A 12,446-nucleotide genomic window follows, 5' to 3' on the forward strand; every position below is an offset into this window, starting at 1 on the left:
ACGGGTTTGCCCCGCCGAGGCAACGGATTGGGCCGATCCCGTAGAGACCGGCCAAACCAATCCACACTCAGAACCTCTGGCGGACCTGCCGGCGGTAGCCAGTGGGAGACATCCCGGTCCAGCGTTTGAACGCGCTGGTAAAACTGGTTCGATCAGAGAAATCGAGAATTCGTGAGATTCCATCAACGCTCAGCGCAGTATCTTTAAGGAAATGCACCGCGTGACGAAAACGAACATGGTCACGTAAAGATGCAAAACTGAGGTTGTGTTCCTGCAACCGGCGTTGCAGAGTCCGGGTGGACATACTTAGGTCGGACGCTACCGGGCGAATAGCGAGAGAGGCCTTACCGATACGCTGCTCCAGCACATCTATTACCCGTGCGGCAATACCAAAACTGGTTGCTTCGGGGGGGGCCAGCAGCTGGTCGAGAATATTCGGGTCTCCGGATATTCTGGCCTGCTGAAGTGATTTGTCTTCAGAGAGCGAAGTCTGGTCGGGCTGAGTATGGTTCATCGAGCTGCTCCTATTGAGTTCCGTGAGCCGCAGTTATTTTTCTATGTCCGCATCCAGCGAATCCCGGTTGCCCCTGCCCACACCAACACAACATCAACTTCGGCGGACGACTACGTGATGCGGGATGCACCAAAAAACAGACATCGAATCCTTCACAGAGATGTACAATTTTTAAACTAACCGCTCCGGCAATTCCCGCAGAGAGACTCTCTCTAGCCGGCGCACCTTTCCTTTACAACTGCCAGTATAGACCAAGAATTAAGAAAGCAAGGGGCGACAGTGCTTTTTTTCATCTTATTGTGTACCAAGGGCCAAAAATACTTACTTTCGGTACCCACGTGTCGCCTTTGAGTCCGAAAGGTAGGGGCTACAGCAGACCAAGCACCAGTCCAGCCCCGCCCCTCAGAGTCTGGCAATTAATCCAGGTTCTCGCCAATCCAATTCAAAACATCAGTGTCATGGGTCTTGGTTTTAACTTTGTCGATAATATGGCGAAGGCGCCCACTCTTATCGATAATAAAAGTTGTTCGCAGAAGCCCCATGTACTCCTTGCCCATAAATTTCTTCAAGCCCCAGCAACCATATTTATCAGCGATCTTGTGTTCTTCATCAGATAGCAAATCAAAATTCAGTTCGTGCTTGTCGATAAAGCGCTGCAACTTTGCTTCTGGATCCGGGCTCACCCCCAACACAACAGTATTGGCTTTTTTAAATTCAGCCGCACTATCGCGAATCCCACATGCCTGAGTGGTACAACCGGGGGTAAGTGCTTTCGGGTAAAAGTAGAGGACGACATTACTTTTGTCACGAAAATCCTTAAGTGACACTTTCTCGCCACTTTGGTTGGTCAGCGTAAAAGCCGGAGCCAAATTACCGATCTTCGGAAAAGCCATCTGATATCCCCTGTGGAACAGTTAAGAGTAAAGCGGGGATTATAGCGAAAAGAAACAAACGAGACGCCAGTTCTATAGAGAAATCAGAACTGCTGCAGACGAAACTCTTTCTCTTTCCTGGCACAAATGCCAAAACGACCTAACTTCTGCACCAGCTCCGCCTTTTCAGCCTCGGTGAGGAACTCCCCGACTTCAAGGCACCCCTCAGGACCACTAAAGTTTACCGAAGCCATTTCGGTAGCACTGCTCCCCATCCTTACGAGTACTGCCAACTTATCGCGGGCGAACTCCCGGTGATACACCGTTTGCTGCCTGAACCCCTTACAGCAATCCAGAATTACCAACTCCTCATTGATGCGTATTACTTCTCTGCGGGTCCCTTCGAGGTACACGTAGGTAAACAGGATGCCCAGCAGGATCATTTCAAGCCCGGCAAAGGGAAGAATCATCCAGGCTCCCGCCATCGCAAAAGCGAGGCTGATTCCAAGGGATACCCCAACCAGGGAGAAAAACACCCATAGATTGCCGGAGAGGGACAGGGACTGGTTAGGCTGCAGCAGGATACAGGCGCAACGGGCGGTGTTGCGGCCAACTTCAGTGACCATAGCAGGGACATCCGGCAGATATATAAAATCAGTGTAGTGCCGATGGCGGCAGCTCACACGAAGATACTGACCGGGAAAGTTTCCTGGTCCGGGCCGGGGTTTACAAAATTCAGGCATAAAAAAACCCACACCTCAGTGTGGGTTTTTGGGAGAGGCCTGCGGCCAAGGCCTGGGACCTGTCACTCCCTATTACGGCAGCAGGTGTGCTACTGCATCACGCTCTTCCGCCAGCTCCTGCTCGGTAGCAGACATTTTCTCGCGGGAGAAGTCGTTGATGTCGACGCCTTGAACAATTTCCCAGTCGCCATCTTTGCAAGTGCAAGGGAAAGAGTAAATCAGGCCTTCCTGAATACCGTAAGAACCATCGCTGAATACAGCCATGCTGGTCCAGTCACCTTCAGCGGTACCCAGAGCCCAATCGCGCATATGGTCGATGGCAGCGTTGGCAGCGGAAGCCGCAGAGGAAGCACCACGCGCCTTGATGATAGCTGCACCGCGCTGTTGAACAGTCGGGATGAAGTCGTTTTCGTACCACTCCTGCTCCACTTTATCCATGGCTGCAGCACCGGAAACCTTCACTTGGTGCAGGTCTGGGTACTGAGTGGAAGAGTGGTTGCCCCAAATGGTCATATGGGTGATGTCGTTAACGCTGGAATCAGTTTTGTTTGCCAGCTGAGACAGAGCGCGGTTGTGATCCAGACGGGTCATCGCGGTGAAGTTACGCGGGTCCAGGTCTGGCGCATTGCGCTGAGCGATCAGGGCATTGGTGTTAGCCGGGTTGCCAACAACCAGTACTTTTACGTTACGAGAAGCAACGTCGTTCAGGGCTTTACCCTGTGCAGAGAAGATAGCAGCGTTAGCTTCCAGCAGGTCCTTACGCTCCATACCCGGTCCACGGGGACGCGCGCCTACCAGCAAAGCGTAATCTGCATCTTTGAACGCAACAGTAGCATCATCGGACTGAACGATACCCGCGAGCAGCGGGAAAGCGCAGTCTTCAAGCTCCATAGCAACGCCTTTCAGCGCTTCCAATGCCGGAGTGATTTCCAGCAATTGCAGAATAACCGGCTGATCTTTGCCCAGCATTTCGCCAGAGGCGATGCGGAACAGCAACGAATAGCTAATCTGACCGGCAGCGCCGGTAACAGCAACACGTACAGGTGCTTTCACGATAGTTCTCCCTCGTTTGTAAGCGGCCGCATTATAGGGCCTCGCGAGTAAATTTCATCTTACACAAGCGAAATAGCGGCTCAATTTGTATGACAAAATCTCTCAGACTGTATTGGACACTCTTTGCGAGTGTTTATGTCAGCGCCAATTCCCGGTAACGCGCCTGCAGTGCCTTGTAAACCTGGTCACTGTAATCAGCAGTAGATGAGTCCAAAAGTCCGGCAATTTCCGCTAGGTGTTCATTGTCTTCACGGCCCGCCCAGTTTTTTACATAGCTGCCATCTTTGTAGCCGTTATCCTGACGGAATCGGTTGAGTACATTTTTACCAACATATCGCTGGTACAACTCAGCAAAAGACATTTCTGCATCGGCCAATAGTTGAACAAAGCCAGCAACATCAAACTGTTTGGTGGCCAGGGTGTTCAAGGTGAAAGACTCGAGATTTTCACGGAAATCACCCGCCGTACGCTCGGAACCGGCAAACTCCTTCAGCATGGTCTCAGCCACTTCCTGCGGAGAGCCTTTTTGCAATTCAAGGCTCAAACCGAAATGCCAGATATCCACCAATTCAAGCTTCACCTGATCCATTTCTGGAAGTTGCTTCTTCCACCACTTCCAACCGTAATGGTCTAACAACTCTGCACTTTCTACCCAAATAGCGCGGTACCAGGCAAAGTTTTGCTCACGCCAGTTTTCATTTACTACTGTATTAATCTGGTCTTGCAGAGTCAGCATGACTTGCAACTGCTGCTTCATCATAGGGGAACATCCAATAGACCCGGATCAAACTGCCCGGGGGAATAATCTGAAAAAGTTTTCTGAGGTGATTTCGGCCAGCTCTTCGTAGGGAATACCGCGTAAATCAGCGATAAATTCTGCCACTTCACGCACATAGGCCGGAATATTGGGCTTACCCCGATAGGGCACTGGAGCCAAATAAGGGGAGTCAGTCTCAACGAGCAACCGATCCAAAGGCAGCCTGCGGGCGACATCCCGCAGCTCCTCGGCATTTTTAAAGGTCACGATGCCGGACAAAGAAATATAATAATTGAGATCCAGGGCAGCCTTGGCCATATCCCAGCTCTCGGTAAAACAGTGCAGAACACCTGCGGTATTAGTATTACCGTGCTCTTTAATGAGAGCGATAGTATCTTCCCGCGCATCTCTCGTATGCACAATAACCGGAAGCTCTGCCTGCCCCGCCGCTTGCAGGTGTGCAATAAAGCTCTGCTGCTGGATTTCCTGGGTGTCAGTGCTGTAGTAGTAATCCAGACCTGTCTCCCCCAATGCAACAACATTGGGCTGGTTAGCCATTTCTACCAGTCGCTCAACATCCGCCATGCCAGAGTCGACATCCAACGGGTGCACACCAACGGAACAGACTACGTCCTCGTAGCGGGATGCGATTTCAACAACCGCATCGGCGTTTTCCAAACTGATACCGACACAGAGGAACTTGCCAACACCGCGACTGCGGGCCAGGTCCAATACAGTATCCAGATCGCCATCAAATTTATCGAGCTTAAGTCTGTCCAGGTGACAGTGAGAATCAACAAGCATTAGAGAGTTACAACGTATGGGTTGGGCGGCTGGATTCTAAGGTTCCCGCCAAGTGGGTTTCAATCTTGTTTTGCGCGATATTGTCCTTATCGCCAAATTGAACTCCGATTCCGGGAGTGCGGTTGCCTTGAGCACCATTGGGGGTAATCCAGATCACCTTACCGGCAACCGGAATCTTTTCCGGCTCATCCATTAAGCTCAGAAGCAGAAAAACCTCATCGCCAAGGTTGTACGATTTATCCGTACTGATAAACAAGCCACCATTCTTTACGAAGGGCATATAGGCCGCATAGAGCACAGATTTATCCTGGATTTTCAGTGACAGGATGCCGTTGCGGGCACCGCCTCCCATGGCTTTCATGGACAACCTCAATGTTTATATTTCTAAATGATGCGCTAACTTATCTAAGCCCGCTGCCTGTGTCCAGACAACGTCAATTACCCTACCCGACTTGCGCAAGGCGCCTAAGCAAAAAGCTTCGCCCAACGAATAAATAATTCTTCCAGCAGCAAACGACGATTGGGGTTAGCTGTGCCCAGTAACCCTTTCCGCGCCTGAAGCAAATGATCGTAGAACGCAAATACTGGCTGCAAGCTTTGCTCACTCGACCCTGGCAACCTCTGCAAAAGAACCATTAGCTGGGCATCTCCACTGAGATCACAACTGCGAATCTGCACCATCTGGGTTAACCAGTGCTGCCAAAAAAGCAGTAGTTGAACCAATTCAATACCCTCGGCCGGTGTTTCCCAACGGCCCGCTGTAGAGACTGAACTTGCCGTACCCTGAGCTACAGCAACCAAATCTTTAAAAAACTGCTCACGTACTTCTCTCGACTTGGGCTCGGCCAGCTCCGCCGCCAATAATGGTGCCCCGCCTGCCAGAGTTAAGACACGCTGTGCCAGCGGCTCTTCCAGCCCATTGCTGTATAGCCACTGTAGCGCCACCTCTCCAGTTGGGGGCGGAAAAGCTATAGATTGACAGCGACTTCGAATGGTTGGCAAAAGGCCTGTGGGGGCATCGGTGATCAACACAAAGATAACGGAGGGTGCCGGCTCTTCCAGGTTTTTCAACAAGGCATTGGCTGCGTTGACATTCATCGCCTCCGCCGGTGACAAACAAACCAGACGCGCCCCGCCCCGCCCACTGGTGCGGGAAACAAAGTTGCCCAGCTGACGGATCTGTTCCACTTTCAGCGGGCCACCGGGCTTTTCAGGTTCAACTTGCAGGAAATCAGGATGCGAGCCAGCCATCCACAACCGACAATCCTTACACTCTCCACAGGCCTGACCTGCCCTCGGTTGTTCACATAGGGCCAACGCGGTAAAAGCAGCCGCGAATTGTCGCTTTCCCAACCCCTCCGGGCCAGTCAGCAGCAAAGCGTGCGGGCAGCGACCCGCCTGCAACTGCAACCCCAACCGCTGCCATTGCTCGGAGTGCCAGGGAAGAGGTACCGGTATCGATTTATACTCAAAAGTTTCAGGCACAGACATCAGCCACAATTCTTATCATTTAAAAATAGATTCTGGGGCAAGATAGCTTAAAGCAACAGCTCCAATTGCTTGGCTAGATCCATCTGCACCTGTTCCAGAGATTGGCCGGCATCCACAACCGCGTAACGGGCAGGCGCAGCTTCAGCTCGATCGCGATAAGCCGCACGCACCCGCTGGAAGAACTCCAGGTGCTCACTCTCAAACCGATCCGCTTCCCCAGTGCGTGCAGCTCGCTGTAGCCCCACTTCTGGGTCGAGATCCAATAAAAGCACTTTATCTGGGCGCAAATCCCCTTGAACTGTCTGCTCCAACTGCTCGATCAATTGTCGATCCAGTCTGCGACCACCGCCTTGGTAGGCATAGGTAGCATCGGTGAAGCGATCACAGATCACCCAATCCCCACGTTTTAAGGCGGGCAGTATAACCTGAGACAGATGTTGCGCGCGGGCGGCAAACACCATCAATAATTCCGCCGTGGGATCAACGGATTCATCCCGCTTGGCCAATAACAGCTCGCGCAGCTGTTCTGCCAACGGGGTGCCTCCCGGCTCCCGAGTTTGGATAAAGTTAATATTGTGCTTTTTGAGCCACTCGGTGATGAAGAGTAAATTGGTAGATTTCCCCACCCCCTCTACACCCTCGAGGGTGATGAACTTGCCGTGCGACACTAATTCTTTCCTTTTGCCGGACTCGAGCGGTAATCCGCGCGCCTTTTCAGCTGATACTCCCGCACCGCACGGTTGTGCTCTGTCAGAGTCGCTGAGAAATGATGAGATCCATCCCCTTTGCCAACAAAATACAAGCTCTTGCCGGGCTTTGGATTTAAAGCGGCCCGAATTGCCGCTCGCCCAGGTAGGGCAATCGGCGTAGGGGGAAGGCCATTAATAACATAAGTATTATAAGGTGTTGCCTGGCGCAGGTGTGTACGGGTCAGATTTCCGTCAAAGTCCTCACCCAAGCCGTAAATTACGGTGGGGTCTGTCTGCAAGCGCATACCTTTATTCAGCCTGCGTACAAAAACACCAGCTATTTCACTGCGCTCAGATGGCTGCCCTGTCTCTTTCTCGATAATTGAAGCCATGATTAAGGCTTCATAGGGCGACTTATAGGGCAGATCATCCCCTTTTGATTGCCACTCCTCATCCAGTACCTTCTGCATCCGATCATAGGCCTGACGCAGCAGCTCAATATCTGTGGTACCGGACCGGTAGACGTAAGTATCCGGGAAAATCCAACCCTCGACTTCATCTTCCTTTAGGCCCAGGGCCTGGGCAGCGGCACTGACATTGCTCCCCTCTTCGGACTGAACGATTCTTTCACCGGAGCGGATTTGTCGCAGGGCCTGGCGAAAGGTCCAGCCCTCTAATAGCGTAATGCGATAGCGGGTAACTTCACCGCGATTCAGGCGCGCAATCAAGTCCCGCGCGTTACTGCCAAAGGGAACTAAATACTCGCCGGAATGGATTTCTGTTGTGCCCTCCCAGTAGGCATAGGCGAGGAGTATTTGCGGCCACTGGATTATCCCTTCGCCCTGCAAGCTTCGCAGCGTCCGGGACAAACTTCCGCCCTTTTCCACCTGAAGCGTAAGCCCATCTTGTGCAATCGGCAGGGGGGATTCCAAGGCTTCCTTTGCTACGTATAGAGAGGCAACTGCAACCAAGCAGGCCAATACCAGCCCACCAAATAACAGCTTCAACACTCTCCAAGCGAAACTCGCTTGCTTTTTCTTCACCACAATTTATCCAATATCAGCTTCTGTAGCTTGCGGGTCTCGACACCCACAGGCCAATTTTTGTAACCGATTACCTCTACCACCGGTAATACACCTCGAACACTGTTGCAGAGAGCCAGCTCATCGGCCTCACAGAGTTCGGAAAGCTCCATGTCTTCCTCTTGCCAGTGGATATGGCTCGAGAGCCACTGCCGCATCACACCATGAACACCACACCGGTGCAGGGATGGAGTCATCCACTTCCCACCAAATCGGGCCAGGATATTACAGCGCAGGGTTTCGATGACCCTTCCCGCCGAATCCAGCATCAATCCATCGAGAAATTGACCCACCGGCAGCTCTGCTTTTGCCGCATTATATCGGTTACGGAGTAAAGTTTTGCAGCCCTGGTTCGAATTACTACCGATCGGCAAGCTCGTCGAACAAGGGAAAAGGCTAGTGCCCACCTGCCCCTCAGCAGTTTCAATCAGCGGCCGCAGCACCAAATCCCAACATTGCTGCCCGCGCACACTGCCAACACGCAGGCGCGCAATCGCCTCAGGCCAGCGACAGCCGGCTGTCAATTTTAACGTCGACTGCTCAATTTCTCCCAGACAGGCCTCATCCAACACCCCGGAACGCTCCAGGCGAGCGCGGTGGAAAGACCAAAGCGGTAGACCTTTGTTGTGACAGCGCATTGTTTCGAGGATTCCACCCGAGTAGTCAGCATCATCTGGTAACTGATCAACGGCCAGCCCCCGAAAGTACATTTGAGGTAACTGGTACATGGAGCTCCCAAGGCAGGTGCGCCCACCTCGCGGTGGGCACGGGAATCAGACTCGCTTGAATATCAGTGACCCATTGGTGCCACCGAAACCAAAGGAATTGGATAGGACTGCATTGATTGCCATCGGCTGGGCCTCTTGGGGCACCAGGTTAATACCGGCACAGGCCTCATCCGGGGAAAAGAGATTGATAGTGGGGGGCGCAACCTGGTCGCGCAATGACAATACCGAGAAAACGGCTTCAATAGCGCCGGCAGCCCCCAGCAGGTGACCGGTCATCGACTTGGTAGAACTCACAGCGAGGGAGTCCGTCACCCCCGCGAATACTTTTTTAACCGCCAGGATCTCAGCTGTGTCTCCCAGCAGAGTAGAAGTACCATGAGCATTGATATACTGGATATCACTTGGGCTCATACCAGAATCTCTCAGGGCATTTTCCATTGAGAGAGCAGCGCCAGCGCCATCCTCCGGAGGAGAGGTCATGTGGTGGGCATCACCGCTCATACCAAAGCCAGCTACTTCTGCATAAATCTTGGCTCCGCGAGCGATTGCATTTTCGTACTCTTCCAAAACGAGTACCGCAGACCCTTCGCCCAGCACAAAACCATCACGGTCTTTATCCCAGGGGCGGCTTGCTGATTGCGGATCATCATTGCGGGTGGACAGCGCTCTTGCCGCACAGAAACCGCCGAGCCCTACCGGGGTGGTAACCATTTCTGCACCACCACATACCATTACATCGGCATCACCGTGCTGAATCGCACGAACTCCGAGACCAATCGCATGGGTTCCTGTGGTACAGGCTGTTGTCACTGCCAGATTGGGGCCTTTGAGGCCATATTTAATCGAGAGGTTACCCGCAACCATATTAATGATGGCGCCAGGTACAAAGAAAGGTGATACACGGCGAGGGCCTTTTTCGGCAATCAGCAATGAATTATCTTCGATAGCCAGGATACCGCCCATACCAGAGCCAATACAGGTACCCACGCGCGGACCCAGCTCTTCGGTTACCTCCAGGCCGCTATCTTGCATAGCCTGAATACCGGCAACCAGTCCGTACTGCAAGAAAGTATCCATCTTGCGCGCTTCTTTTGCGGGCATGTATGGCGTGGGATCAAAATCCTTTACAGTAGCGGCGAAGCGGGTTGAAAAAGCCGAGACATCAAATGTCTCAATCGGAGCAGCACCATTAGCTCCCTGTAGTACCCCAGACCAAGTATCCTCTAGGGTGTTACCTAATGGGCTAACGACTCCCATTCCGGTTACAACAACTCTTCTTTGCGACACTGCGCTCCCCCCTGAAATTTTCTGCTACCGTCCTTCACCAATGTAGTTAAAAGAACAACATCCGGTCAGCAGTCACAATTCCGTAGTACCAATAACAAGAAAGCCGCGCTATGAAACATAGAACGGCTTTCAGAATCGCTCGGCTAGGTACAGCATATTGAGCTGCCCGTGCCTAAACTACCCAGCAGGAATTAACCAAGGTTATCCTTGATGTAATCCATTGCCAGCTGAACAGTAGTGATTTTTTCAGCTTCTTCATCGGGAATTTCAGTTTCGAATTCCTCTTCCAAAGCCATAACCAGCTCAACTGTGTCGAGTGAGTCAGCGCCCAGATCTTCAACAAAAGAGGCTTCAGGCTTAACGTCTTCTTCCTTAACGCCCAGTTGTTCAGCAACGATCTTTTTAACGCGCTCTTCAATGCTGCTCATGATTCAATTTAACTCCTAGTGGGTAAAAATCTGTTTTAGTCGCTATTGTTTTTCACCGTATCCAATGTTGTTGGTGATAACGACCGGCTCACACAGCTTTTGGATAATTCAGAGGCCATTGTACCCCAAGTTTTTCGGGATGTAATGTGCGGCCCCTCAACACCATCAGCAAAAACATAAATATCTCTAAAATCAATAAGTTAAAGAGACATTCTGAAACACAAACTACGCCATGTACATACCGCCATTGACATGAATTGTCTCGCCGGTGACATAGCCTCCCGCATCACTCGCCAGGAAGGAAACCACCGAAGCAATTTCTTCCGGCTTCCCGAGCCTCGCGAGAGGAATCTTACCCAGAAGCAACTCGCGTTGCGCTTCAGGCAAGACTTTTGTCATATCAGTATCAATAAAGCCGGGGGCTACGGTATTAACCGTGATTCCTCGGGAGCCCACCTCTGAAGCCAGGGAGCGGGCAAACCCTCCCACACCAGCTTTGGTCGCCGCATAATTGCTCTGACCGGCATTACCCATACTACCTACGACGGAGCTGATATTAATAATCCGCCCCCATCGCGCCTTGGTCATATCGCGCAGGCAAGCCTTACTCATGCGATAGACCGCGGTCAAATTCGTATTGACGACTGAATCCCACTCGTCATCCTTCATGCGCATCAACAAGTTGTCCTTGGTGATGCCAGCATTATTAACCAATATCGCAGGAGCACCAAACTCATTTTTTATCGCTGCATGAAGCTCGGAAATGCTTTCCGCATTGCCCACATCCAGAACTTTACCGGCACCTGCGATACCGGCTTCTGCGAAGCGGGCGCTTATTTTTTCAGCGCCGGATTCGCTGGTGGCAGTACCAATAACTGTGGCACCCATTCCACCGAGCATATCTGCAATTGCCGCACCAATACCGCGACTTGCACCTGTCACCAAGGCAACTTTACCCTCAAGGGACATCTGTAAGGTCATTCTCACTTATCCTTATTCGACTACTGGACTACTTTTTGAGCGATTTATACCGCTGTAGCTCGCAGAGCTTCATTAAAGTTACTGGGGCTATTGATTGCGTGACAGGAAACACTTCGATCGACACGTTTGATCAGGCCAGACAAAACCTTACCCGGACCACACTCAACCATTTGCTCCACTCCGGAGCCAATAATTTTTTGTGCGCAAGCAGTCCAGCGAACCGGGCGATAAATCTGCTCGATCATCAGGGACTTAATTTTTTCCGGTTCCGCTTCAAGCTCAGCGTGGACATTGTGCACGATGGGTATTTCTGGCGCGTTAAATTCTGTCGTCTCTATTTGAGGGGTCAGCTTTTCCGCCGCGGGACGCATCAGCTCAGTGTGGAATGGGGCACTGACCGGAAGAGGCATAGCCTTCTTTGCACCGGCAGCTTTACAGGCTTCGATGGCGCGCTGCACCGCCGCGCTACTTCCCGCAATAACAATCTGGCCGGGAGAGTTGTAATTCACCGCAGCGACTATTTCACCCTCAGCAGAAGCAGCACAAGCTTCTTCGACAGCTGCATCATCAAGACCGATGATGGCAGCCATGGCGCCCTCCCCTACGGGAACCGCCTCCTGCATCAAGCGGCCGCGCTCGCGAACCAAATGAACCGCATCTTTAAATGCCAGAACGCCAGAGCACACCAGTGCTGACCACTCGCCCAAACTGTGACCGGCCATGAATGCAGGCTGGGCACCGCCGCGAGAGCGCCACATGCGATAAAGGGCAACACTGGAAGTCAGTAAGAGAGGCTGGGTACGCTGGGTGAGATTAATGGCTTCCTGCTCGCCATTCTGGCACAGGTCCCAGAGGTCATAGCCGAGCACATTGGATGCTTCGGCAAAAGTGGCCTGAATTTCAGGCGCCTCTTGGGCAATCTCAGAGAGCATACCTATTTTCTGGGAACCCTGCCCCGGAAAGACAAATGCGAGTGCGGCATTGGTCATAAGATATCCTTAACCTAAATGTGGCTGA

15 protein-coding genes are annotated in these 12,446 nt (G+C 52.1%); all 15 read right to left on the reverse strand.

The window, feature by feature from the left end; translation table 11 throughout:
• Positions 1-67: 67 nt before the first annotated feature.
• The 15 genes from ACJJII_RS19960 to fabD all read right to left on the reverse strand — a co-directional run bounded on the left by ACJJII_RS19960 (position 68) and on the right by fabD (position 12,418).
• Positions 68-514, reverse strand: a complete 447-nt coding sequence (locus ACJJII_RS19960) for a helix-turn-helix domain-containing protein (RefSeq protein ID WP_020415217.1) — start codon at positions 512-514, stop codon at positions 68-70.
• Between the two features lie 416 nt (positions 515-930).
• A complete protein-coding gene (bcp, locus tag ACJJII_RS19965; RefSeq protein WP_282932483.1) occupies positions 931-1,407 on the reverse strand; it encodes a thioredoxin-dependent thiol peroxidase in 477 nt (158 codons plus the stop codon).
• 83 nt (positions 1,408-1,490) lie between these two features.
• Positions 1,491-2,129: a DUF2244 domain-containing protein gene (locus tag ACJJII_RS19970; protein WP_413662277.1), complete on the reverse strand. Its 639-nt coding sequence runs from the start codon at positions 2,127-2,129 to the stop codon at positions 1,491-1,493.
• Between the two features lie 72 nt (positions 2,130-2,201).
• A complete protein-coding gene (locus ACJJII_RS19975) occupies positions 2,202-3,182 on the reverse strand; it encodes a malate dehydrogenase (protein WP_282932481.1) in 981 nt (326 codons plus the stop codon).
• 133 nt (positions 3,183-3,315) lie between these two features.
• Positions 3,316-3,939, reverse strand: a complete 624-nt coding sequence (locus tag ACJJII_RS19980) for a dUTP diphosphatase (RefSeq protein WP_444919286.1) — start codon at positions 3,937-3,939, stop codon at positions 3,316-3,318.
• A gap of 27 nt (positions 3,940-3,966) precedes the next feature.
• A complete protein-coding gene (locus tag ACJJII_RS19985) occupies positions 3,967-4,743 on the reverse strand; it encodes a TatD family hydrolase (RefSeq protein ID WP_444917469.1) in 777 nt (258 codons plus the stop codon).
• A 7-nt stretch (positions 4,744-4,750) separates the two neighbouring features.
• Positions 4,751-5,104 (reverse strand): PilZ domain-containing protein, encoded by a 354-nt coding sequence (locus tag ACJJII_RS19990; protein ID WP_413662279.1) that lies wholly within the window; start codon positions 5,102-5,104, stop codon positions 4,751-4,753.
• 104 nt (positions 5,105-5,208) lie between these two features.
• The gene (locus tag ACJJII_RS19995) at positions 5,209-6,234 is read right to left on the reverse strand and encodes a DNA polymerase III subunit delta' (protein WP_444917470.1); all 1,026 of its coding nucleotides are present in this window, start codon (positions 6,232-6,234) and stop codon (positions 5,209-5,211) included.
• 47 nt (positions 6,235-6,281) lie between these two features.
• Positions 6,282-6,902 (reverse strand): dTMP kinase, encoded by a 621-nt coding sequence (gene tmk, locus ACJJII_RS20000; RefSeq protein ID WP_282932477.1) that lies wholly within the window; start codon positions 6,900-6,902, stop codon positions 6,282-6,284.
• Entirely contained in the window at positions 6,902-7,933 is a 1,032-nt protein-coding gene (mltG, locus tag ACJJII_RS20005; RefSeq protein WP_444919287.1) for an endolytic transglycosylase MltG, read from the reverse strand. Before mltG ends, tmk begins: the two co-directional genes overlap by 1 nt.
• Before the next feature lie 29 nt (positions 7,934-7,962).
• The gene (locus tag ACJJII_RS20010; RefSeq protein WP_444896975.1) at positions 7,963-8,733 is read right to left on the reverse strand and encodes an aminotransferase class IV; all 771 of its coding nucleotides are present in this window, start codon (positions 8,731-8,733) and stop codon (positions 7,963-7,965) included.
• 45 nt (positions 8,734-8,778) lie between these two features.
• Complete coding sequence (gene fabF, locus ACJJII_RS20015; protein WP_413662282.1) at positions 8,779-10,020, reverse strand: beta-ketoacyl-ACP synthase II; 1,242 nt, start codon at positions 10,018-10,020, stop codon at positions 8,779-8,781.
• Between the two features lie 191 nt (positions 10,021-10,211).
• Positions 10,212-10,448 carry an acyl carrier protein gene (acpP, locus tag ACJJII_RS20020; RefSeq protein WP_020415205.1) on the reverse strand — a complete coding sequence of 79 codons (237 nt, stop codon included), beginning with the start codon at positions 10,446-10,448 and terminating at the stop codon, positions 10,212-10,214.
• A 225-nt stretch (positions 10,449-10,673) separates the two neighbouring features.
• Complete coding sequence (gene fabG / locus ACJJII_RS20025) at positions 10,674-11,417, reverse strand: 3-oxoacyl-ACP reductase FabG (protein WP_282934677.1); 744 nt, start codon at positions 11,415-11,417, stop codon at positions 10,674-10,676.
• 56 nt (positions 11,418-11,473) lie between these two features.
• The gene (fabD, locus tag ACJJII_RS20030; RefSeq protein ID WP_444917471.1) at positions 11,474-12,418 is read right to left on the reverse strand and encodes an ACP S-malonyltransferase; all 945 of its coding nucleotides are present in this window, start codon (positions 12,416-12,418) and stop codon (positions 11,474-11,476) included.
• Positions 12,419-12,446: the final 28 nt, after the last annotated feature.

The sequence above is a fragment of the Microbulbifer maximicatervae (SeqCode) genome, assembly GCF_052467825.1.